Source organism: Rhodococcus globerulus NBRC 14531, from assembly GCF_001894805.1.
Classification (GTDB): Bacteria; Actinomycetota; Actinomycetes; order Mycobacteriales; family Mycobacteriaceae; genus Rhodococcus_F; species Rhodococcus_F globerula.
Genome location: NZ_BCWX01000003.1, coordinates 922615 through 945977 on the forward strand (window position 1 = coordinate 922615; position 23363 = coordinate 945977).

Consider the following 23363-nt stretch of genomic DNA (forward strand, 5'->3'; position numbering starts at 1 on the left):
CATGGCGAAATATTTCAGATACAGCCTCCGGTTTTGTTGGCAGCTACCAGAACGTCCATTGCAGGCTTCGGATCGGAATTCACGTCCAGAAGCCCGAAATTTTGTTCGCGATCGCTTGTGTCGGAACCACGGTCCTGGAGGCTGTACACAAATATCTTCGCGATGAATCCCAGTGCGCGAGCTTCGTTAAGTCCGTCCTGGAGAATTTCGGCTTGGACGGCCTCGGTGACAGCGTCCGGGCCGTCCCCGGTCGGGGAACCGAATTCCGTTGCCCAGATCGACTTTGTCGTGTCGCCGTTCTCGATCATGGTGTCGCGCATAAGTCTCATTCGATAAAACGAATTCCAGCTTTGTGTCAGCGAATCGGAGGGGAGCGCGGGGAAACTGTACGGGTGCATCCCGACGACGTCGAACTGCGGTCCAGCCCCGGCCTCGTACAGGTCGGTGAGAAACGTCGTGGGGCTGATATCGGTGCCGTTGTCCGTCGCCGGTGACAGCCCACCGGAGACGATTGTCGCGTTCGGTTGGGACTCTCTGATCGAGGTACTTGCCGCCGTGAGCAGTTCGGCGTACGAGGTCGCATCGGGCACCGGATTGTAGAAGGCCCGCAGATTAGGTTCGTTCCAGATTTCCCACGAAGACACAGAATCGGCGTAACGTTCCGCCGCGAGGCCGGCGAAGGTGGCAAAAGTATTCGGGTCAGCGGGGCGGGTATGGCTGTCGGATTCGGCGACGGAAGGATCACGTGCCCACTCCGGCGTGTAGGTGATCAGGCCGAGCACCTCGAGTCCTGAATCTGTCGCTGTGTCGACCAGTCTGTCGGTCCCGGACCAGTCGAAGGTTCCCTGAGTGGATTCGATATACGACCAGTCGAAATCGAATCTGATCCAATGCGCGCCGGATGATCGAATGTCTTCGACAACCTGCTGCATTTCCGATTGGTCCAATGACGTGTAACCGGATCCGAGTGCGATGCCGGTGTTGTCTGTTGGAGGAGCCGTCGCACATGGTTGCCCTAACGCGGGACCTGAAGAGTGCACGACAATGCCCATGCCGACGAGAACGATCGCGGCTGCTGATAGTCGAATCAATTTAGTCATGGACGAGTTCCTCGAGTAGCGCCGGAAGATTCTTTTGTATGTCGTACCGGTCGACAACCTTTTCTCGTCCGGCACGAGCGAACGCGGAGCGGGCATTGTCGTCGCCTAGAAGCCTGGTGATTTCTGCGGCCAGGCGAGTCGGGTCGTCGACCGGGACGAGTGAACCGGCGCCACCCGCCAATAACTCGCTGGTTCCACCGTGATCTGTTCCGATGACTGCAATTCCGACGCTCATCGCTTCGAGAACCACCAAGGGGCTGGCTTCCGGCGACGTGCTGGCCGAGATGGCGAGGTCCCAATTCCTCAGAGTGGACAGTGAATCGACATATCCGAGGAATTTCACGCGGCCCAGCAGGTCCGGCTCGTTAGACCGTTGTTGCAGTGCTTCGGCGTACGGTTCGTCTCCAGGAAACGGGACGCCGCCGATCTCGAGATGGACATCGGGCGTTCGGGCAAGGGCGTCCAGCAGAACGGTATGTCCCTTCCACGGAGTGATGGATCCGATGATTCCCACGATGCGCCCGGCGGGGGACTGAATTTTCGCGGCTTCGGCAGGAACCGCAACGCCGAGTCTCGCGACACTCGTGGGAATACCGAGTGCGCGTACCGGTATTGCGGTTGGTCCGGACACGGCAACCGCGCGTCGGATCGATGGCCTCGCGATCCGTACGACGATGTTCTGTTTGGTGTTGGACAGAGTGTCGTGGATGAGCCAGGTCGCGCCGCCTCTCACACGGCCGAGCCTGATTGCGGGCAAGGCAAACAGTGAGTTGACAATAACTTTGGCGTTCTCGGCCAGCGCGCGGGCGGCAATGACGCGTCCGGCGATCCGCCAGTTCTTCGCCACTGTGGCGATACCGAGAATTCGACGGACGCCGCCCTCTCCCCTGAGCCCGAGGACAGGTAGCTCGACAACTTCACAGATACCGGTGACGCGTTCGCGTAACGGTCCGTTCGGGCAGGCCAATATCACCGTGGACCCGCGGTCTCGTGCAAGCGTCATCACTTGGATCATGACGAGTTCGGCTCCGGATACTTCACCGGTATGGCTGACGAAGATCAACGTTCGAGTCATGCGGTTTCTCCACCGGGTTTGATGAGTGACAACAAGGGCTTCCCGCCGGAAATCGGGAGTACTACGAAGATCCCGATGACGACGACAGGTGCGACGATGGCGACGATCGGCCACGGAATGCCGAAACGTTCGACACCGAGGGTTCCCGTGATCGCGGCCAATGCGCCCACGAGGGACGTTGCGATGAACGGGACTGCCGGAAACAGTTTGCGCACTGGAAGTGTCCGAAAAATGACCGTCCACATCGCAACGAACAGGAGGATTTCGGTCAGCACCGTTGCCAGTGCGGCGCCGTTGAACGACAACCGGGGGATCAGGACGAAGTTGAGAACGACATTGACGCCCAGACCGCCGAGAGCGACCCATGGATACGTCCGATGCCGTCCACTGGCAACCAGCATCATCAGGCCGAGTTGTGTCAGCATCGAGAAGCATGCGCCAAGCACCAGCAGTCGTGTCGAAGTGCCTGCAACGGTGAATCTCTCGCCGTACAGCAGTGAGAGAACCTCTGCCGCTGCCGGCCAGAAAGCAGCAATGGATGCGCCACCGAGGACAGTCAGGACAATGAACGCTTCTCGGCTTCGTTCCCGGAATGCGTCGAGTTTGTCGGGCCACGACGCCACGAGGAGTGTCGTCACGGGCGTGACGATGGTGATCGCGACGATCTGTAGGAGATCCGCGAACTTGTATCCGATGCTGTACAACCCGACAGACTCGAAAGAATCGAGTTGTCCGAGCATGAGTACATCGACGCGGGAAAGTAGTGTGATGAAAGCAAATCCGATGCTCAGCGGGATTGCCTCGACCAGCATTTCCTTCCATCGCCGAAATTGAGCACGCGACGCCGGGAGCGGACCGGCGATTCCTTGGCGAACACCTCGGATCTTGATTGCGGCGGCGACCACTTCGTTGATCAATGCAGGAATTACGAAGACGATCAGGATCGGTTGCCATAGAACCGCTGCGATGGTCGCGATCAGTTGAGCAAGTTGCCCGGCTCCTTCGGCGACTGCCACGTATGTCATCTTGAGGCGGCTTTGATACATAACGGACAGTGCGTGACTCGGCGTCGCGACAACAACGACGAGACCGGCAACGGCTGTCGCTTCGACGACTTCCGCCGGATAACTCAACAACCAGACGTAGCCAACAGCGAGGATGTACCCCAGTAGTCCCAGGACGACGCGCAGCGAAATAAAGGCTGTCGTGACCAGCGATATTTCCCAAGGATTGCTTTCGACCAGTTTCGCAAGGACGACTCGACCGACTCCGAGATCGGTGATGACGGACAACAATCCGAGCAGACCGAAGATCAACGAGAACTGTCCGAATTGCTCGGGGCTGATGGCGCGAGCGATCAGGACGGAGCCGATCCAGCCCATTGTTGCTACAGCGACCCTGCTCCCCAGCATGATGACGGTGCTGCGGCGGGCTGCGTTCGCAGTCAATTCGGGCGTCGACGGTTCGTATATCTTGGTTTCCCGTTCGCGCCGTTCCTGTTCGAACGTCTCGAGTGCGGCTCTTTTCAGTTCTGCGAATTCTCGCTGCGATACGTACTCGCGGTCCGTTTCGCGGCGTTTTGTCATGAAGCGCAATTCAGACACTCAATCCAGCGGATCGGTATGCGCCGACGGTGAGTTCGGCAGTTCGCGCCCAGGTGAGTCGTGATGCGACCTGGGGTGCGGCGGTCCGTAGAGCCACGTTGCATTCTGGATCGTCGATCGCTGAGCGCAGAGCACGCACCCACGAGTTCTTGTCATGGGTCTTCACCAGTATCGCGGCTTCGCCGGCGAAATCGGGAAGTCCGCCGACGGCGCTGGCGACTACCGCACTGCCGCAGGCCATGGCTTCGAGTGGTGGTAGCCCAAAACCTTCGTAGTGTGAGGCGTAGGCAACGACTGTGGCCGCGGAATACAGCGCGGGAAGATCCTCTGTTGCAACGTATCCGAGTCCTATCGCAGAACTGGGTGCGGAAGGTCCGCGCGAGCCGGACCCCGCGAGCACAAATGGAATGGAAAGTTCTGAGCAGGCCTCGGCAACAAGCGCGACGTCCTTACGAGGTTCGATCGTTCCGACCTGAAGCACGAACCTCTCGGGCAAATTCAGTCGAACGCGGACGTCTGCGACTGCAGTCGGGGTGGGAACGACAGCCCACGGTGCGGGGGCCAACGGGGTGACCACCGCCGCTCGCCCACTGAAAGATTTGATTCGTTCGGCGGTGAAGTCGGACACCGCGATGAGCACGTCCGCTTTGCGTAGGGCTCGTGAGAGTAGTTGCCGTTCACCGGCCGCCCGGAACTTGCTGAATGCCCACGGAACATCGAATACCGACATGTCGTGAAACGTCGAGACCGTAACGCCCGCTTGCCTGATCGGTAGATCCACGTCGAGGCTGTGGTACAAAGCTGACCCGGCAATAGGAACCATGGCCCAGGCAGCCCTACGGGCGCCGGCGACGACCGGTCGCTCGATCGCGCTGAGCGACGACGGAATTTCGGCGACGGCGTCGCTCTGGATTGCCGCGCTCAACTTCACCGATCCGTCGACCTGCAGGGCGATTTCTTTCAGGATTTCACGAGCGTAGGTTTGTACGCCGCCTCCGCCGGGGCGCAGGGCCATTGCTCCGAAGGTGATCTCCGAACGGACATCGTGTGTTCGTCTGAGTGGTGTTGACTCAATGCGCATCCCACAGTTCCAATCAGTAACCAGAAATAGAGGTCGAGAGGGAAAATCTCGAAGTAAGTGGCAAAAACCGATGCACAGGCCGCGGCGATGACGGAAGCACTGACACCCAAGGCGAATGCGCTGTCCTGGCCCCGAAGTACCCGAGAACTTCGAAGTGCGGTGACCGTCGCCGAGACAAGGAGTAGGAGAAATATCCACACCCCGATCGGGCCGAGTTCGACCGCGACTTTCATGTAGTAGTTGTCGGGTTGATACGGAATCAATCCCAGCGTGGTGGCTGCCTTGATAGTCAGCGTGTCCAGCATCGGGTGAGCGGTTTCAGCGGCTTTCGCCGCGGCAGATCCGGTGGCGCCAAGTCCCTGGCCGAGCGGATGGACGTACAGCGAACTGATCGTGGACGACCAACCATTGCCACGTTCCGAGAGGCTGTACGACGAGAACAACGGAGCGACGATCGACGACGGCGCGAGCAATAGCGCAACCGGAACTGCCACGGCAACGCCGGCGAAGACGACTAGCAATGAGCGGTAGCGGTAGATCGCCAAGCAGAAGAGACCCACAGCAAAAGCGATGTAGCTGGCGCGCACGATCGAAACGCCCATCCCGGCAATCATGATCGGAGTTGAGGCGAGAAAGATGATGTTCCGCAAGCGCTTCGGATCAGCAAGGCTGACAGAAATACCGACAATCAGGCTGAGGCTGACAAACAGCGCAAACGCGAATGGTCCGGTGAACGTGCTGAAACTGCGCAGCAGAGAACCGGTAATTCTGATCTGTTCGGTGTAGCTGTAGCCGAGTTCGACCAGATACTCCGGCCCGACGAGTTGCTGAAGCAGGCCGATCACCGAGGTGAGAATGCCCATCCCCATCAGAATCGTGACGAGATGGTCTCGGTCCGATCGGGTGAAGGGCGCTCTCCAGAGGATTACCGGGATCAGAGCGTAAAAGTACGTGATCTTGATCGAACCCACCCCGCCGATTCCGGACAGGATGAGGGCAGACGCCGACCCGAGTACAACCCAGGCAAGGGCGGCTGGCCACCATGGCATCGACGGGTGCACGACACGGTGACGATTCGGACTCACAAAAGTGCTCAGCAGCGTGAGCAAAATGAGCCCTTCCTTCCAGCCTGCCAACGATTGCCCACTCGGGATGATCGCCAGTAGTCCGTGAAGGGGCGCAAAAAGTGCGAGGAGGAGGAGTCCACGCTGCGGCCGACGATAGAGGGCCCGCGCCACCGGGGCTGCCGCCACCGCGCCGAACGCAATGATCACAGGGTTCACACGGTTGACCGCTTCGGCGGAGGACTGTAGATCGGTTGTGTTGCGGCTCTTCCGAATTGCTTTGCCACCACCGACATCGATTCTCTGCGGATGATGCTGCGAAGGTCACGATGGTACGACGGGTGATCGCCGACCTCTGCCATGACAGCGTCGAACGCATACCCACGTCGAGTCATTCGCGCAATGCCCTCGTCTCCTCGCTGCTGACGGAACCACTCGGCGTCAGCAGGTGAGAGAATTACTTTCGTCGGGACGCCACGCCTGCGCAATGCGTCCAGCAAGACTTCGGGAACTTGGGTTATTCCCCTGTTTCCCAGCATCTTCCATGCGAAATACGGAAGACGTGATTGAAGCTGTGCCTTGATCACCGCACGTAAGGGAGGTTTGGTGGTGTCGGTGCCCGAAGTGATCTTCGGAGATTCGGGCAGAATCGCATCGGTGAGCGACCGCTTCCTGCGCGTCGACCACAAGATGGTATTCACAAGAATTGTCGACCGAGCACCAAGCCTCAGGGCCACCGACGCCGCCGTCCATCCACCCGAGCACAATCCCGCGAGTATGACGTTTTCAGGTGCAGCGCCGAGCGCGGCGACAGCTGTCAGCGCGTCTTCGTCTGCGGCCCTTGAATACACAGACGTTGGATTGTTTGCATCGATATGTCCGGTGTCGCCGACTCCACGTCGGTCGAACCGTAAGCTGGTAACGGAGTGCTCGGCGGCATCGCGTGCAATGTGTACCCAAGATCGGCCGGGTCCGATGCGGTGCTCGATCGCAGTTGTGAAGAAAACCATGCCGCGCTCGGGTTTTCCGAAAGAGGCAGCCGAGGCGTCGACGGAGGTATGCGCGACCGAGGTTGCGGGATGGGTCCGGATTGCGAACAGTTGATCCGCGCCGACTCGTTCGAGCAACTCGTAGACGTCGTCACCCGTCGGCGTCACCGCTACTCGCGCAGTGAGTTCGATTGTGGGACTGACGGTATGCGTCGTTGCCGGTGCATGACGGTCGATCCATCCGGCGATCTCGTCGATGTGGCGGTATGGGATATCGACGTAGAAGCTTGGCGGCGAAGTGAATGCCTCGTGATTCTCCAGTGTCAGCACATCGGGCTGTAGTTCGGAGGTCAAGCGGGTGATCGCGCCGCTGCCCTTCATCGAGGACCGGACGGCAAGGAGGGTCTGCGGGTTTCCCGGGAATGGGTATTTCAATTGGGTCTGGGTGAGTCCGTCGGCGCATTCTGGTGCCAGTGCGCCACCCATGATCGATACGCGCGGGTCGGTGGGGTCGTCTTCTCCGACGCTGATGGAGTAGAACGCTCGTTGCTCCCGGATGAAGCTGCGTCCGTTGACAACCGGATCCCATAGGACCACCGAATTGATTGTCCCGCAGCCTTCGAGAGCTGAAGCGGCCAATAGTGCGCCGAGTCGTAAACCGACGATGCTGACGGATTGAGCACCGCACTGACGTACGAAGTCAACTGCGCTGACGATGCTGCTGCGCCATCGATCCATCGCGTCGGGTGCATCCTCATTGCCCGACGAATCACCGACACCCTCGTAGTCGAAGCGAAACGCGACTATTCCTCGGGCGGCCAGTTCGTCTGCCAGAAGTCGCATTCCGCGGTAGGTATCGATGTGCTCCTTGCCGATGGGTGAACACAGCACGACCGCTTCGCGCGCAATACCCGATGTCGGAACATGGACGAATCCGAGCAGTGGTGCCTCCGCCGGGCCGAACCATGTGGCCAATTGAGTCTCGATGGTGATCACTCCGTGTTGTTGGCTGCCGAATTTGAATATTGACGTGCTGTTGCCGACCTCACCGTGAGGAGGGCGGCCGTCGATTGAGGTTGCCTGTATGTTGCTAGTAAACATACCATCGGTTTGTTTGATCGCGCTTTTACGGGCGCAAAGTATCAAATCGTACAATTGACGCGTACTGGAGTCCGAAATGGCTGGTGTTCTGGTCCATGAATGGATCGAACGTTCTGGGGGAGCGGAGAAGGTTCTCGACGAGTTTGTCAATTGCTATCCGGACGCGGATGTCTACTGTCTCTGGAACGACGCTCCGGATCGATATCCGGCGACAAATGTCCGCGAGAGCGTGTTGGCTGGAACGCCTCTACGCGGTAGGAAAGCGATGGCACTTCCGGCGATGCCGTTCACGTGGCGTGGTCTCGAAAATCGTGACTACGATTTCGCTTTGATCAGTTCTCATCTATTTGCTCACCACGCAACATTCGCCGGAGCGTCCCCGGAATTACGTAAATTCGTTTATGTTCACACGCCTGCCCGTTATGTGTGGAATCCGGAACTCGACGAGCGTGGTAATTCACTCTCGGCGCGGATGGCGTCGCCGATGCTGCGGCGAATTGATCGTAAGCGCGCCTCCGAAGGCGCGTCTTTTGCGGCCAACAGTGAGTTTGTCAGCAAACGAATAGAACGCGCTTGGGGTGTGAGTTCCAAGGTTATTCATCCGCCGGTTGATGTCGATCGAATTGTCGCTGTTGACGACTGGAGGTTGAAATTGTCACCGGAAGAACTTCAGTTACTTTTCAGCATGCCCCCCGTGTTCGTTTTGGGTGCATCTAGATTCATTCCGTACAAGCGGCTTGACTGGGTGATCCGTGCCGCAGAGAAAGCCGGCGTTGCGGCTGTTATTGCCGGGTCGGGGCCGGAGGAGGAGCGACTTCGTTCAATGGCTTCCGAAGCCTCGGTGCCGGTGCGGATTATTCATCGACCGTCGGACGCTTTGCTGTTCGCTTTGTACCAGCGCGCGCTTGCGTACGTGTTTCCGCCTATCGAGGACTTCGGGATCATGCCGGTGGAGGCCATGGCAGCCGGCGCCCGACTGATTACGAACAGCATGGGAGGTGCTGCGGAGACTGTGACGCATGGCGTCGACGGGCTGCATTTTCACGATGACCGGTGGGAGTCGATTGCAGAGTGCATTCAGGAGATCGACCGCGTGAGTATTGTCAGGTCGAACACGTATGGCAAGTACTCGGTGCGGCGCTTCCATGAGGAGATAGCGATGTGGACGGGCGTCGAATCGGCCGCCTATGTGAAAAGTTTAGATCCCCAATAACTTTCACCTGAAAGCCCGCCGGGGCAGGCGAAGACGGCAGAACCGACGTGCTGGATGTACTCGTTCAGTGCGTCGTGCCGGGAGAGGTTTTGCTGCATCGGAACAAACTGCTCGACAGGGTTCCGGCAGTACGCAACAAAGAACAAGCCGGCGTCGAGGTGACCGAGCCCGTCGGAACCATCGGTGAAGTTGTATCCGCGCCGCAGGATTTGGATTCCGCCCAGTTCTTCGGAAGACGCCAGACGGACGTGCGCGTCCTCGGGAATGACAAAGTCGTGGCCTTCCTTCGAGTCCAGATCGAGTTCGTCGAACTCGTCCTTTCCACCGAGCGGAGCGCCACTGCGCTTCGACCTGCCGATGACGGCTTCCTGTTCCTTGAGGACTGTGCGATCCCATTGCTCGATCAGCATCCGGATGCGGCGGGCGACCAGAAATGATCCCCCCGCCATCCATTCCTGATCGTCGGCGCCGTCGACCCAGACGTGTTCGCTCAGTAGCGCTGGATCCTCCGCCTTGATGTTGGCGGTTCCGTCCTTGAACCCGAACAGGTTTCGCGGAGTTTGTTGTGTCGTGGACGTCGAGGATGTTCGCCCGAATCCTAGTTGCGACCATTTGACCGACGCCGTTCCGAAGGCCACGCGCGCGAGGTTGCGGATGGCATGAACCGCGACCTGGGGATCGTTGGCGCACGCCTGGATTGCGATGTCGCCGCCACTGCGCGCCGGATCGAGGTTGTCGGCCCGGAAATGCGGAAGGTCCAGTAGCGCAGCAGGCTTCTTGTCAGCCAGTCCGAAACGGTCGTCGAACAGTGACGGTCCGAAACCGATAGTGAGCGTCAGTTGTGAGGCAACAAGGTCGAGTGCCTCGCCGGTATCGCTCGGCGGTGCATACGGGCCGTCACCGGTTGCACCGTCCTCGGTTGCTTCCTCACCCTTTGTCATTCGCTCGGCCATAGTGGTCCAGGTCTGCAACAAAGCGATCAGTTCGTCGCGGGACGTCGTCGTCACGTCGAACGCGACGAAGTGCATACGATCCTGGGCGGGCGTTGTGATGCCGGCCTGATGGTCACCACGAAAAGCCACCACGGCTGAGTTGTCGGTGCTGGAACTGTTGTCAGCGGTGACCCGTCCGACAACAGCACCGGCACCAGCGAGGGCAACACCGGCTCCCACGGCGCCGAACAGTTTGCGCCGTGAGAGTCCTTGCGGTGTCGGATTTTCCGGGCTAGGTGTGCCCTGTGGTGCATCAGTCATTACTGCCCCGCAACTACTTCCTGAACCTGGCTGACCTCTGCGGACAGAGCGTCGATCTTACGTGAAAGTTCCTGGCGCTGAGCTTCGGTGACGGTGTCGTAGAAGACAAATCCGTCGCCGACGCGGAACTGCGCGAGCGCTGCGTCGAGGTCGGCAAATCGATCCGAGATGCGCTGGGCAAGTTCGGGATTACGTTCCTGCAGAATCGGGTTCAGAGCGGCGATCGCAGCCTGGGAGCCGTCGACGTTGGCTTGGAAGTCCCACAGGTCGGTGTGCGAGAAGATGTCTTCTTCGCCGGTGATCTTGGATGTCGAGATCTCGTCGAGCAGTCCCTGTGCATCGCCGGCGATCTTGGTGGGATCGACCGAGTAGTCTTCGGCGTTTACCTGATCAGCCAGATACTGGATATCGACGAGCAGCTGATCTGCGACGGCATTGGTGTCGGGCTGCAGACCGGTGACCCACAGATCCTTCTCGAGGCGGTGGAAGCCGGTCCAGACCTGGCCGGGCTCTAGGTCTGCCTCACGCAAGTCGAGCTTGGGATCGAGCTCACCGAAGCTCTCGGCCTCGGGCTCGATGCGTTCGTAGTACGTGCGAGTGATCGGGAACAGCGCCTTTGCCTGCTCGATGTCGCCCGACTGAACGGCTGCGACGAACTGAGCGGCGGTGTCCTGTAGTGCCACGATCTGGCTGCGGATGTATCGGCGGTACCCGTCTGCTGCTTCTGTGAGCTGGCCACTCTCGTCGGTGGCTGCCTGCGAATCGCCGGTGACGACAAAGTCCTGTCGGATACCGGTTCCGACCATTCCGGGCTTGCACGCAAGCTGATACGTCGCTGCCTCTGGGAGTGAGACGATGAGCTGACGCGTCAGACCGGGCCCGATGTTCTCGACCTCGCCCATCGCGCGGTCACCCTCGGCGAAGACGTAGAACTCGGTGACCTTCGTGCCGTTGTTGGTGACCTGGAACGTCGACTTGCCCGTCGTACCCGTGGTGGCACTGACGTCGCACGAATCATCGGTGGCAGTGACGATGACGTCGCCGTCGCTTGCCGTCGACTTCTCGGTGCACGCGGCAAGTGAGAAGGGGAGTACCGCGGCTGTCGCGAGCACGAGAGTGGATTTGCGCATCGTTGGAAGTGCCTTTCAGGATTCTGTCGGTTCGGACGAAGTGGTCGGCGATGCAGCGATGGCAGGTGCCGGTGACGATTGCGGACGCAGGAAGAGCGCCAGCACGACGACGAGATACACGACCCACGCGGTCGCTTGCAGAACCGTCGGGTCAGGGCGGAAGTTGAAGATGCCGGCCAGGACAGTGCCGTACCACGTGGACGGGTCGTAGCCCGGGGTGAGGTTGAAGGCGATGTTTTCGGCTCCTGGCAGGACGTTCCCGATCTGCAGGGCGCGGATGCCGTACGAGAGGATTCCGGCGGCCACGACGATGAGGAAAATCGCGGTGTAGCGGAAGAACGTCGTGAGATTCAGACGTAGCGCCCCGAAGTACATGGCGACGGTTAGGATGGCGGCCAGGAGAATGCCGAGCAGCAATCCGATGAGTGGCCAGGAACTGCCTGCCATGTTCTCGGCGTACCCGACCATCAGCAGTGCCGTCTCGACGCCTTCGCGGCCGACAGCAAAGAATGCGAGCGTCAGGATTGCGATCGGTCCAGCGACGAGGGCCTTTTCCATTCCGGCCTTGAGGTCGCCGGAGATGGTCTTGGCCGCGGTTCGCATCCACAACACCATCGCAGTCACGATCACCACGGCGATCAGTGACGCAATTCCGGCGATGACTTCCGCGGTAAGGCCGTCGACGGTGGATGTGCCGTAGTGGATGACAAGGAAAATGATCGCGACCATCGCCACGGCGGCAAAAACGCCGAGCCACACCCACTTCAGTGCGTCCCGCCGCTGTGCCTTGACGAGGTACGCGGCCAGGATCATGACAACGATGCCGGCTTCGAGGCCTTCGCGGAGACCGATCAGGCCACTGCCGAATAGCTGCGTGGCAACTGACGGACTGCTCGACGCTGCGAGTACCGACACGGGCACGGATGCTCCTTAACTGGAGGAAGCTCGGCAGCTTCACGGAATCGGCCAAAAGTAGGACAGCCTTAACTCCGATGAAGATACTCCACCTTGCGGCTGCTATCCACACCCTGACCAGGCCTTTTGATTCTCTTTACTATCAAATTCGGGTGTTCAGTCGACTCGTGTGGATGATGGAGGGGTGTACCGAACCACTGCCAAGACCTCGAGACCCCGGCGCGTCGTGCGCGTCGTCGCCGCGATAGCTGCCGGAACGGTGCTTGCCGGAGTGGGTATTGCAGCGTGTGGATCCGACGAACCGAAGATCGCGATTCCCGAAGGAATCCCGCCGGGCGTTGGCTTGCCGACACCGCCGATCGACATCAATGCACCGGGCCGCAGCGCAGATCAACTCGGTGATTGGGCCGCCGGACTGAGCAGTGACGTCGGAATCGGTACGACTGCGCTCACGGCCTACGGGTACGCCGCCGCCGTGATGGCTGAGACGTTGCCCGGTTGCGGGATCGGGTGGACGACCCTCGCGGGGATCGGGAGCGTCGAAAGCCGTCACGGAACGTACGACGGTTCAGCGGTAGACGCCGTGGGTCAAGTCAGTCCGATCATTCGCGGCATACCACTCGACGGTGGGCCGGGCGTAGCCGAGATTCCCGACACCGACGGCGGCACCATGGACGGAGATTCTGTCCACGATCGCGCGATGGGACCGATGCAGTTCATCCCGGAAACCTGGTTGAAGTGGGGCGTCGACGCCAACGGTGACGGTCGTATCGATCCAGACAATATCGATGACGCCGCCCTCACCGCGGCGCGGTATCTGTGTGCCCGCGGGGGAGACCTGACCACAGCCGCAGGGTGGCAGCAGGCTCTGATGGCGTACAACCTCTCCGGGGACTACCTCGCGCTCGTGCGTGATCGGGCTTCGGCATACTCGGTGGGAACGCGGCCGGCATGAGTGCTCATGACCGCAGTTCAGGCCGGTGTGTGCGCGTCGATAAAGAAGCCTTCGCGCGCTGCGGTTAGGCTGTGTGCTGGCACTACGGGGGCCCCGGCACGATCGTGGTCCAATGCCCATGCACGCAGTGTGTGTCCCAATGTCCACGCACGCGGAGTGCGCCCCAATGCGAAGCCCATCGAAGGAGAACCACACAGTGGCCAGTATTGAGCAGGTCGGAGCTCGCGAGATCCTTGATTCCCGTGGCAACCCCACGGTTGAAGTTGAGGTTTTGCTCGACGACGGAAGTTTCGCCCGGGCCGCAGTGCCCTCCGGCGCATCCACCGGTGAGCACGAAGCCGTCGAGTTGCGCGATGGTGGCGCTCGCTACGGCGGAAAGGGTGTCGAGAAGGCAGTCGAGGCAGTTCTCGGCGAGATCGCGCCCGCAATCATCGGCATCGACGCCACCGAACAGCGCACCGTCGACCAGGCGCTGCTCGACGCAGACGGCACCCCGGACAAGTCTCGCCTCGGTGCCAACGCACTCCTCGGCGCTTCGCTGGCAGTTGCCCGCGCCGCAGCGGAGTCCTCGGGCCTCGAGCTGTTCCGCTACGTCGGTGGCCCCAACGCCCACGTCCTGCCCGTCCCGATGATGAACATCCTCAACGGTGGCGCTCACGCCGACACCGGCGTCGACGTCCAGGAGTTCATGGTTGCTCCGATCGGTGCACCGAGCTTCAAGGAATCCCTGCGCTGGGGTGCCGAGGTTTACCACTCCCTCAAGTCCGTCCTGAAGGAAAAGGGTCTGTCCACGGGCCTCGGAGACGAAGGCGGCTTCGCGCCTGACGTTGCCGGCACCAAGGAAGCTCTCGACCTCATCACGATCGCCGTGAACAAGACCGGCCTCAAGCTGGGTACCGATGTCGCGCTCGCGCTCGACGTTGCAGCCACCGAGTTCTACACCGACGGCACCGGCTACAAGTTCGAGGGCAAGAATCGCACGGCAGCCGAGATGGCAGCGTTCTACGCCGAGCTCATCGACGCGTACCCGCTCGTCTCCATCGAGGATCCGCTCGACGAAGACGACTGGGATGGCTGGGTTGCACTCACCGACCAGATCGGCAACAAGGTTCAGCTCGTCGGCGACGATCTGTTCGTCACCAACCCCGAGCGCCTCGAAGAGGGCATCGTCAAGGGCGCGGCAAACGCACTGCTGGTCAAGGTCAACCAGATCGGCACGCTGACCGAGACCCTCGACGCAGTCGACCTCGCTCACCGCAACGGCTACAAGACGATGATGAGCCACCGGTCCGGCGAGACCGAGGACACCACCATCGCGGACCTCGCAGTTGCCGTCGGCAGCGGCCAGATCAAGACGGGTGCGCCGGCTCGTAGCGAGCGCGTCGCCAAGTACAACCAGTTGCTGCGCATCGAGGAGAACCTCGGTGATGCCGCTCGTTACGCCGGCGAGGTTGCATTCCCGCGCTTCGCATTCGAGGCCTGAGCAACACATTTAGGTATCAGCAGTGTCTGCACAACGCGGTAAACCACGATCCCCCGGCGGAAGTCCGGGGGGTCGTGGTTCCGGGCGCGCGGACACTGCTCGTCGCACCAAACCCGGCAGCACCCGCCGGGCACGCGGCACGGAAGCCGAGTCGGCGGAAGCAGCGTCGACCGGGGCAAAGGCAACGTCGGCCTCGACGCGTAAGTTCTGGTCGAGACTGCCCAGTTCCGACAACACAGTCTTCGGGCTCTCGACCAGCCGGGCTGTCATTCTCGCGATGGTTGTTCTGATGCTCGCGTTGACGTTGGCGGTGCCGTTGCGCACGTACATTTCTCAGCGTTCCGATGCCGCTCAGATCGCTGCCGAACGACGGGTACTCCAGGAGGAAGTTGACGCGCTCCGGCAGCAGAATGCGCGTTTCGATGATCCCGCGTATGTCGAAGCGCTTGCGCGGGAACGCCTTCGGTACGTCAAGCCTGGCGAGACGCCGTTCCAGGTACAACTTCCCGGTGACTATCAAGAACCCGAGAAGAAGCAAGTTGAAGAAGCCCCGCTGACAGGTCCGTGGTATCGCGATCTGTGGCAAACGATTTCGGAGCCACCAGTGGTTCCCGAGACGAAGGCAACGCCGGCGCCGATGCCGGTGATGCCGACAGAGCAGTCAGAAGAACAAGGAGTACCCACCGGGTGAGCAAGCCGTCCGAAAATTCCCCTCACGTCGCGCAGGCAGATCTTGACGCCGTCGCAGCTCAGTTGGGCCGTGAGCCGCGCGGAGTGCTCGAGATTGCATACCGCAGTCCCGACGGCACCCCAGGTGTAGTCAAGACAGCTCCCAAACTTCCTGACGGAACACCTTTTCCGACGCTCTACTACTTGACAGACCCCAGGCTGACCGCAGAGGCCAGCCGTCAGGAATCTGCCGGTGTGATGCGTGAGATGACCGAGCGCCTGACGCAGGATCCCGAACTGGCTGCTGCGTACCGCCGCGCGTACGAGTCGTATCTTGCCGAGCGCGACGCCATCGAATCCCTCGGTACCGACTTCGCCGGTGGCGGGATGCCGGATCGCGTCAAGTGCCTGCACGTTCTGATGGCGCATTCACTGGCCAAGGGGCCTGGCGTCAACCCGCTCGGTGACGAGTCGGTGGCTCTGGCAGGGAAGGGCAAGCTGCGCGGCACCGCCATCCCCGCTGATTGGCCGGGCATCGACGACGCGGTAGATCCCGAGAAGTGAAGGGTCGCGTTGCCGCCGTCGATTGCGGCACCAATTCGATCCGCCTACTGATCGCGGATGTCGGTGCAGACGGGCGATTGGTTGACGTCCGCCGCGAAATGCGGGTTGTCCGTCTCGGTCAAGGTGTTGACGCAACAGGAACTTTGGCTCCCGAAGCCATCGAACGCACCCGTATCGCATTGGTCGAGTACGCGGGCATGATCGCCGAAGCCGGAGCAAGCGCCGTTCGGATGGTTGCTACATCCGCGACGCGCGATGCTTCCAACCGCGACGACTTCTTCGCGATGACGCAGGAAGTGCTGGGCGGCGTGATTCCCGGTGCGGGAGCCGAGGTGATCTCCGGCGACGAGGAAGCGCGACTCTCGTTCAGTGGTGCTGTGGGAGAGCTTGATCCGTCCGAGGGTCCGTTTGTGGTGGTCGATCTCGGCGGCGGTTCCACCGAGTTGGTTCTCGGCGACTCTGCTGGTGTTCAGGCTGCGTATTCCACCGATATCGGCTGTGTGCGGGTGACAGAGCGGTGCCTGCATTCCGATCCTCCGACCACTGAACAGGTCTCCGATGCAACAGAATTCGCGTCCGCGAAGCTTGCGGAAGCCTTTGCGGTTGTTCCCATCGAGAAGGCTCGGACTTTTGTGGGTGTCGCGGGAACCATGACGACGCTCTCGGCAATCGCGCAGGATCTGCCGGACTACGACGCAGACAAGGTGCACCTGTCCCGAATCTCGTTCGGCCAGTTGATCGACGTGTGCGAGCGCCTCACCGCGATGCCGCGCGCCGAACGAGCGAAATTCGGGCCCATGCATCCCGGACGCGTCGACGTGATCGGCGGCGGAGCGATCGTCACCACCATCCTCGCGCGGGCATTCGAGGACAAAGCGGGAATCACCGAACTGGTGGTCAGCGAGCACGACATCCTCGACGGTATTGCCATGTCGATTCCGCTGCCCGCATCCCAATAGTGCTGATGGGCATCACGATCGGTGGGTCTGATTACGATGCCTGAGAGCGCACGATAGTGTGATCCCTGTTGTTGCCGGGAAACCGGCAACAGCAGGGAAGGCCCCCATAGCCCAATTGGCAGAGGCAACGGACTTAAAATCCGTCAAGTGTCGGTTCAAGTCCGACTGGGGGCACCAAAAAGACCAGCTCACCGCACAATTCGAAGCCTCGGATGTTCATCCAACTTCGCTTCGGTACGCAGAGGGTACGCAGCTCTCCGACCAGCCGATCGCACGCATTGTGCGCGGTGCTTGGGCAGCGTTGAATACTATGATGCAGGATTTCCACGCGACCATCGGCCTGGAACGGCGGCGGGCAGAGCACCGCTTGGCATCACTCCGCGAAGGACTCGAATCCATAATCGAAGGTTCCCGCTGGACTACCGACGACGATGAACACGATCCCGAAGGGTCGACCATCGCGTTCGAGCGGGCCAAAATCGCGTCTCTCATTGCCGATACCGAAGCCGAATTGCGGGATTTGGAAGCGGCGACAACCCGCCTCCGGTCAGGTGAATACGGAATTTGTGAGGTCTGCCAGGAGCCGATTGCAGACGCCAGACTGGAGGCGCTACCCACTGCGCGGCAGTGCATCGAGTGTGTGCGACGGAGTCGATGACAGTTCTGTGCGTGTATCCGGCATCGAGAAGACTGTCCTGCGCCCCTGTAGCACGGATCGATGTCGAGCAGTCGCGATGGTCCGCACAGTTCCCGCCCGCCATTCCAGTTCGAGTCGCCACCGAATCCGGTGGCGGGTCGGCTAAGCCGAATTGGTGAGAAGGTTCGCCAGCTGATCCGGTATTGGCATCGGTGTCGTGAGCCCAGCAGCAGTGCGTCCGGTGTTGCCGGAGGGGTAGCGGCGAAGGGCCGAACCGGGTGCCGCAACAACGATCCGCACGAGCTGTCCGCGCACTTCACGCCAATCGCGTTGCCGCAGTGCCAGTGTGAGCATGGCGACGTGATTGCGCGTGTGCGGCCAGGGGTATGGCTGCGCCAAGATGTGCGCCTGTTCGAGGTGAATCCATTTCTGCGCGTCGTCGCTGGTAGTTCCGACGTCGTACATTTCGGCGTTATACGCGGCGCGAATACGCTCGGGCATCCTTGTCATGGCGGGTTCCTTCGTTCGGATTCGACTGTGTGGTGTTCGCGCCGCGTATGCAATCAGATGCTCTAGCTGCCGAACTGGCTCAAGACGCCGTTGAGCAGGCCCTGCAGCAGGGCCGCCGGGTCAAGCGAACCGGTGGCCGGCGGAGTGGTGCTGGTGACCGTGACGCGGACCGATGCGATCGGATCCTGGTAGTCGGTGTCGCCGTCTTCCTTGCACTTGGTGCGGACCTGGTACTCGCCGTCGGGGAAGACTGCAGAGGTGCCGATGCCGGAGGCGTTGGTCAGTACCTGACCGGCGACCATGGTGTCGCCCACGACGAGGTAGCTCGAGCCGACCTTGGTGGTCGAGTCGAGGATGGTGGCGTCGGCGCGGTAAACGGTGCCCTCACATTTGACGAAAGCCTTGGTGGTGTTGAGGCCGGTGATCGAGGTCGTGATGGTGCCTGCGCCGGCGTTGGCATGCACGGATGCGCCGCCGGTAATCGCTGCGGAGCCGATTGCCGGGTTGACGACGAGGGCGAGTGCCGACAGGCCGGCAATGGTGCCGGCGACGGCCAGGCGGTGCCCGGTACGAGTAGCCATGAATGGTGTCCCTTCGGTTCGTGTGGTGACGACAGCATCTACGGCAAGTCGCACAGAATGCATCCTGGACCAGCAATACTTAGGGGACGCTGAGTTGCGCTACGGATCGAGCGCATGGCGCGTCTACTGTCTTACTCGTGCACTCATCACTCACTGCGTGGACCGGCCGAATTCGTCGGCGGCTCAGGCCTGTGCGTACCCGTCTGACGGTGCTGGCGACGTTGTTGGTAGCTCTCACGTTGACTGTTGCGGCAGGCGCAGTGCTCTACGCCCTGTACCAGTCGTCGCGCCAGTCAGCCGACGTGGCAACGACAGCCCGCGCGAGGCAGATCGCGGCGGTCGTCGAATCGAAGGGGCTTGCCGGCCTCGACGAGTCGTTGCTGACCGATAGTCGGTACGTCGACATCATTCAGGTGGTGGACGACGCGGGGCACGTGGTGTTCAGCGGGGAGCGTTATCCGGCTGGTCCGCTCGGCTCGGGGCTGCGGCCTGGCGAGGAACGACGCGAAAGCGGTTTGCAGACAACCCCGGACGGTCCCGCGTATCGCGGGGCACTTGTCGGTGCACTCGCCCCGGGTGGTGAAGTGGTCACGGTGGAAGTCGGGGCGGCCGAGAGTCGCCTCGACTCGCTCTTTCGCTTTGTTGCTGTGCTGGCCGCCGTGATGATCCCGATCATCGTGATCGGGACAGCTGTCTTGACCCATTACTTTGTCGCCCGGACCCTGAAACCGGTTGACGACATTCGTCGACAGGTTGACGACATTACCGGTGGAGACCTCGATCAGCGGGTGCCTGTACCGGATACCGGCGACGAGATCGCCACTCTGGCAACCACAATGAATGCAATGCTCGAACGCATCGGCACTGCCCGGGCCGAGCAGATGCGCTTCGTGAACGACGCGTCGCACGAGCTCAACAGTCCGTTGACCACATTGGTGGGTCTGCTTGATTTGTCCCGGACAACGAAGCAGCCCATCGACCCGGAGACCGTCGCGACAGTCATGATGCCTGAGGCACTTCGGCTGCAAGGGATGGTTTCCGACCTGTTGTTCCTCGCACGCGCCGACGAACGCGGTGTGCCGCTGCGGCTGGCCGACGTTGACATCGACGAGGTGGTCAGCGCCGAGGTTGCACGGCTCGAAGCGCTTGGTCGGCATACGATTACCGCGAAGATCAGCGCGGTGCGGGTGCAAGGTGACGGCGAGAAACTGGCTCGTGCCTTGCGTAACATCGCGGACAATGCATCCCATCACACTCATGACCGTCTGGACTTCGCGATAACCGTCGACGCCGATCGGCGTCATGTGAGTGTGACCGTGTCCGACAATGGGCCCGGGATTGCCGATGCCGATAAATCGCGAGTACTGCAACGCTTTGTCCGTCTCGACACTGTTCGCGAACGTAGCAGTGGGGGTTCAGGTCTCGGTTTGGCGATTGTCGACGAAATCGTGCGGGCCCACCACGGAAACGTCACTGTTGCAGATGCTCCCGACGGCGGCGCCACAGTCGGATTCACGCTCCCGGTGCCACCGTGGAGCGAATAGCCTCCACGATCGGTGCCGTGGAGCGAATAGCCTCCACGATCGGTACCGTGGAGCGACTAGCCTCCGCCGTCGGCTGCCAACCGGTAGCCGACTCCACGAATCGTTTCGATCGACTTGCACCCGAACGGGGTGTCGATCCGTCGCCGGAGGTAGCTGACGTACACCTCCACGACGTTCTCGTCGCCTCGGTAGTTGATATCCCACACGGACTGGAGGATTTCGGTTTTGGTCACTACTTCGCCCTTGTGGCGCATCAAGAACTCGAGCATTCCGAATTCCCTTGGTGCCAAGGTCAACTCGATATCTCCTCGTTTGGCAACGTGAGACGTGGGATCGACGCTCAGCGAACCCGCAGTCAGCACCACCGGCCGCTCCGGTGCGCCGCGGCGCACCAGAGCTCGCAAGCGCGCGATCAACACGACAAACGAGAAAGGCTTTGTCAGATAGTCGTCAGCGCCGAAATCGAAGGCATCGGCCTGGTCGTACTCTCCGTCCTTGGCGGTCAGCATCAATACTGGTGTCCACACACCGTCGCGGCGCAGCTGGCGCACCACCTCGTACCCGTTGAGTGCAGGCATCATGATGTCGAGTATCACGACGTCGAAATGCTCTGTAGTCGCCTTCTCCAGCCCAGCGCGGCCGTCATGTTCCACGTCCACGACCCAGCCTTCGGTCACCAGCATCCGGCGCACAGTTTCCGCGACATTACGGTCGTCGTCCACCACAAGAATTCGCACGGCTCTACTATCCCTGCTCCGGTCCGGCACCACCAAAGTCCGGTATCGGAACCATCACTGCGTTCGAGCAAGCACGACTTCTGTTTGGAAAGGCATCTGGCCGCGTGAAGGAAATCGTCAACACCACTGAGATGTATCTGCGCACCATCTACGACCTCAACGAGGATCGTGTCCCGGTGCGGCAATCTCGCTTGATCGAACGAATGCACCAAGCCGCTGCGACGGTATTTCACACTGTGACACGAATGAAACGAGCCGGTCTGGTCTCGATTGCCGACGATAACCTCATTGAACTTACCGATCCGGGAAGCATCCGTGCGATCGAGGTGACTCGCAAACATCGACTTGCCGAGCGACTGCTCACCGACGTCATCAACATGCCAACGACACTTGTGCATGGGGAAGCCAGCCGCCTGCAACACGTCATGAGTGAGGAGGCTGAGCGGCGCATTGTCGACCTCCTCGGTGGTCCGACCACTTCGCCGTGGGGAAATCCCATCCCGGGGCTGGAGCACTTCGGAATTACAGTTGAATCAACGGGTGCAGCAACAAAACTGGCCGACATTCCGGAATCGACACTGCCTGTGGCCGGCGTCGTCAGGTCCATTTCCGAACATGCGCAGTCCGATCCCGAACTCATCAGGTTCCTGGTCAACGCCGGCGTCATTCCCGGTGCCCGCGTGACGATCAGGCCGAGTGGAAAGTCCTACGCTGTCAGAGGTCTTGATGAGATCGAAATCCCGAAGAAGCTGGCCCACATCATTGATGTCGACTGCACGTCCACTTCTTCGAATATATCGGCATTCAGCTGACAGGTCAGAATTATTGCGGTACTTGACTATTCGTTTACGGCAGGGATGAAGGTCATTTCGGGGAATGGAATCCGTGGATGAATCCGCAGGCGATCCAGAAGGTTGCGGCAGCGGCGACGGTGACCCCGATCGACGCGGCGAGGTGAGAACTCGAGATCCACACCATGATCCCGAGGATGACGGCAACGATGACGATCAGCACTGTGTCGGTTCGCTTCACCCACATTCGGATCACCAGTTCAGTCTTGAGAAGCTCGAGGAGAACTTCCTCTCTGGTACCCGTGCCGGTGAGCCGCGAAACCGCGTGTGAAATGGCGAAATTGCGGCGCATTACGTGGCGACGGAGCTAGGTGATGCCCCGATCTCGAGGGAATCGGGGCACCACCGCCGACCAGGCTAAGCACATAGCACGGCCGACCCACTATCGGTGTCGAGTTGACCCCTCATGTCTGACCCCACAGAAATCGAGCCTAGCCAATTCCACAGTCAAATATGGACAAATTGCGCAATAGTGGCAGACCCTGATTGGTCTCGTCGCTGCCTATTTACGGCCCGCAGACCACTGCATGCCCCAACTGTAGGCGCGGTCGAGGTCGGACTGACTGCCGTTGATGTACTGCACTTCCCGGGTAACACTCACGCCCTGTCCAGAACTCTGGATGAAGGCGATTGCGCAGATGCGAGCCTGATTGCTCGCAGAGTCCAGTCGAACTTCCACTTGGGGTCCAGTGGTCGGCTCCAGGGTGACAACGCCGTCGACGGCAGCCCAGTTGGGTGCGCCGTCGTAGATCATCGCGAAGATCAGAATCCGTCGGAAGACGCTCGGGTCGGCGAGATTGACGTGCATGTTCTCGCCGCCGGTGTTCGAACCGCTGCGATCGTCGCCGTCCAACATGATGAACGGCGCGGTATTCAATGCTCCGAAGCTGTTGCCCAGTGCCTGGACAACCCCTTTGGAACCGTCTGCGAGTTCGTAGAGACAGCCGAGGTCGAGATCGACGGCACCAGATCCTGCGCCGGCGAGTTTGGCCAGGAAACCCGTTTTCTTCGGCGCGGCACCTTGTGACCAGTTGAGATTCACACGCATGTTTCCCTGGCGTTCGCCGGCCTTGGCGAGATTGACCGTCGGTGCGGCTTTGGTCAGTGTGATCTTGCTCAGATTGACCGAGCCTGTGGAGGGTGTGGATTCCGAGGGGCGCCGGGTGTAGTCGATTGCCATCGTAGTTGTCCTTCTCTGAACCCGAAGAGTTCGATCGTGGAACCTGGTGCGCGATCAGTTGCGAATTTTGTCCGTTGTGATGGTCGATCAGATCCCATTGTTCCTGATGTCCGATTTTGGTGACGGTGTGGACATCAACCGAGCCTCCTCGGCCGGTGCGGAACCCTG

At 60.6% G+C, this 23363-nt stretch carries 23 protein-coding genes and 1 tRNA gene; 10 read left to right on the forward strand and 14 right to left on the reverse strand.

What is annotated here, in order from left to right:
* Positions 1–14: 14 nt before the first annotated feature.
* From RG2_RS19605 to RG2_RS19630, 6 genes are read right to left on the reverse strand one after another with little or no spacing between them, the layout of a single operon-like run.
* A complete protein-coding gene (locus RG2_RS19605; RefSeq protein ID WP_033234558.1) occupies positions 15–1100 on the reverse strand; it encodes a GH39 family glycosyl hydrolase in 1086 nt (361 codons plus the stop codon).
* Positions 1093–2175 (reverse strand): glycosyltransferase family 4 protein, encoded by a 1083-nt coding sequence (locus RG2_RS19610; protein WP_033234557.1) that lies wholly within the window; start codon positions 2173–2175, stop codon positions 1093–1095. The genes RG2_RS19605 and RG2_RS19610 overlap by 8 nt, the downstream gene beginning before the upstream one ends.
* The gene (locus RG2_RS19615; protein ID WP_033234631.1) at positions 2172–3761 is read right to left on the reverse strand and encodes a flippase; all 1590 of its coding nucleotides are present in this window, start codon (positions 3759–3761) and stop codon (positions 2172–2174) included. The genes RG2_RS19610 and RG2_RS19615 overlap by 4 nt, the downstream gene beginning before the upstream one ends.
* A 10-nt stretch (positions 3762–3771) precedes the next feature.
* The gene (locus RG2_RS19620; RefSeq protein WP_230590152.1) at positions 3772–4794 is read right to left on the reverse strand and encodes a glycosyltransferase family 4 protein; all 1023 of its coding nucleotides are present in this window, start codon (positions 4792–4794) and stop codon (positions 3772–3774) included.
* Positions 4740–6143: an O-antigen ligase family protein gene (locus tag RG2_RS32380; RefSeq protein WP_230590151.1), complete on the reverse strand. Its 1404-nt coding sequence runs from the start codon at positions 6141–6143 to the stop codon at positions 4740–4742. The genes RG2_RS19620 and RG2_RS32380 overlap by 55 nt, the downstream gene beginning before the upstream one ends.
* The gene (locus RG2_RS19630) at positions 6140–7909 is read right to left on the reverse strand and encodes an alpha/beta hydrolase family protein (protein ID WP_165826310.1); all 1770 of its coding nucleotides are present in this window, start codon (positions 7907–7909) and stop codon (positions 6140–6142) included. Before RG2_RS19630 ends, RG2_RS32380 begins: the two co-directional genes overlap by 4 nt.
* Before the next feature lie 181 nt (positions 7910–8090).
* Between RG2_RS19630 and RG2_RS19635 the strand changes: the two genes are divergently transcribed.
* The gene (locus RG2_RS19635; RefSeq protein ID WP_033234555.1) at positions 8091–9227 is read left to right on the forward strand and encodes a glycosyltransferase; all 1137 of its coding nucleotides are present in this window, start codon (positions 8091–8093) and stop codon (positions 9225–9227) included.
* On the opposite strand, the gene efeB is transcribed toward RG2_RS19635, so the two are convergent.
* The 3 genes from efeB to efeU are packed head-to-tail and all read right to left on the reverse strand — an operon-like array spanning position 9200 to position 12525.
* A complete protein-coding gene (gene efeB, locus RG2_RS19640; RefSeq protein WP_033234554.1) occupies positions 9200–10480 on the reverse strand; it encodes an iron uptake transporter deferrochelatase/peroxidase subunit in 1281 nt (426 codons plus the stop codon). The two genes, RG2_RS19635 and efeB, sit on opposite strands and share 28 nt — an antisense overlap.
* Positions 10480–11610 carry an iron uptake system protein EfeO gene (gene efeO, locus RG2_RS19645; RefSeq protein ID WP_033234553.1) on the reverse strand — a complete coding sequence of 377 codons (1131 nt, stop codon included), beginning with the start codon at positions 11608–11610 and terminating at the stop codon, positions 10480–10482. Before efeO ends, efeB begins: the two co-directional genes overlap by 1 nt.
* Before the next feature lie 15 nt (positions 11611–11625).
* Complete coding sequence (gene efeU / locus RG2_RS19650) at positions 11626–12525, reverse strand: iron uptake transporter permease EfeU (protein WP_033234552.1); 900 nt, start codon at positions 12523–12525, stop codon at positions 11626–11628.
* Positions 12526–12769: 244 nt separating this feature from the next.
* On the opposite strand from efeU, the gene RG2_RS19655 reads away from it, so the two are divergent.
* The 7 genes from RG2_RS19655 (at position 12770) to RG2_RS19685 (ending at position 17813) form a co-directional block, all read left to right on the forward strand.
* Entirely contained in the window at positions 12770–13480 is a 711-nt protein-coding gene (locus RG2_RS19655) for a lytic transglycosylase domain-containing protein (RefSeq protein ID WP_371851326.1), read from the forward strand.
* Positions 13481–13676: 196 nt separating this feature from the next.
* Positions 13677–14963 (forward strand): phosphopyruvate hydratase, encoded by a 1287-nt coding sequence (gene eno / locus RG2_RS19660; protein ID WP_033234550.1) that lies wholly within the window; start codon positions 13677–13679, stop codon positions 14961–14963.
* A gap of 22 nt (positions 14964–14985) precedes the next feature.
* The gene (locus tag RG2_RS19665; RefSeq protein ID WP_033234549.1) at positions 14986–15654 is read left to right on the forward strand and encodes an FtsB family cell division protein; all 669 of its coding nucleotides are present in this window, start codon (positions 14986–14988) and stop codon (positions 15652–15654) included.
* Positions 15651–16196, forward strand: a complete 546-nt coding sequence (locus RG2_RS19670; RefSeq protein WP_033234548.1) for a DUF501 domain-containing protein — start codon at positions 15651–15653, stop codon at positions 16194–16196. The genes RG2_RS19665 and RG2_RS19670 overlap by 4 nt, the downstream gene beginning before the upstream one ends.
* Positions 16193–17155 carry a Ppx/GppA phosphatase family protein gene (locus tag RG2_RS19675; RefSeq protein WP_033234547.1) on the forward strand — a complete coding sequence of 321 codons (963 nt, stop codon included), beginning with the start codon at positions 16193–16195 and terminating at the stop codon, positions 17153–17155. The genes RG2_RS19670 and RG2_RS19675 overlap by 4 nt, the downstream gene beginning before the upstream one ends.
* Positions 17156–17255: 100 nt before the next feature.
* A tRNA-Leu gene (locus RG2_RS19680) sits at positions 17256–17332 on the forward strand.
* Between the two features lie 136 nt (positions 17333–17468).
* Complete coding sequence (locus tag RG2_RS19685; RefSeq protein ID WP_092807355.1) at positions 17469–17813, forward strand: TraR/DksA family transcriptional regulator; 345 nt, start codon at positions 17469–17471, stop codon at positions 17811–17813.
* A 141-nt stretch (positions 17814–17954) separates the two neighbouring features.
* Here RG2_RS19685 and RG2_RS19690 read toward each other — a convergent pair whose 3' ends face one another.
* Positions 17955–18302: a DUF3703 domain-containing protein gene (locus tag RG2_RS19690; protein ID WP_033234546.1), complete on the reverse strand. Its 348-nt coding sequence runs from the start codon at positions 18300–18302 to the stop codon at positions 17955–17957.
* 62 nt (positions 18303–18364) lie between these two features.
* Entirely contained in the window at positions 18365–18883 is a 519-nt protein-coding gene (locus tag RG2_RS19695; RefSeq protein ID WP_033234545.1) for a hypothetical protein, read from the reverse strand.
* A 137-nt stretch (positions 18884–19020) separates the two neighbouring features.
* On the opposite strand from RG2_RS19695, the gene RG2_RS19700 reads away from it, so the two are divergent.
* Complete coding sequence (locus tag RG2_RS19700; RefSeq protein ID WP_051730507.1) at positions 19021–20427, forward strand: sensor histidine kinase; 1407 nt, start codon at positions 19021–19023, stop codon at positions 20425–20427.
* Positions 20428–20483: 56 nt separating this feature from the next.
* On the opposite strand, the gene RG2_RS19705 is transcribed toward RG2_RS19700, so the two are convergent.
* Entirely contained in the window at positions 20484–21164 is a 681-nt protein-coding gene (locus RG2_RS19705; protein ID WP_033234544.1) for a response regulator transcription factor, read from the reverse strand.
* Between the two features lie 104 nt (positions 21165–21268).
* Here RG2_RS19705 and RG2_RS19710 point away from each other — a divergent pair, with 104 nt between their 5' ends.
* Positions 21269–21976, forward strand: a complete 708-nt coding sequence (locus RG2_RS19710) for a metal-dependent transcriptional regulator (protein WP_051730506.1) — start codon at positions 21269–21271, stop codon at positions 21974–21976.
* A 52-nt stretch (positions 21977–22028) separates the two neighbouring features.
* On the opposite strand, the gene RG2_RS19715 is transcribed toward RG2_RS19710, so the two are convergent.
* Positions 22029–22211, reverse strand: a complete 183-nt coding sequence (locus RG2_RS19715; RefSeq protein WP_133637969.1) for a hypothetical protein — start codon at positions 22209–22211, stop codon at positions 22029–22031.
* A 306-nt stretch (positions 22212–22517) separates the two neighbouring features.
* Complete coding sequence (locus tag RG2_RS19720) at positions 22518–23195, reverse strand: TerD family protein (protein WP_033234542.1); 678 nt, start codon at positions 23193–23195, stop codon at positions 22518–22520.
* Positions 23196–23363: the final 168 nt, after the last annotated feature.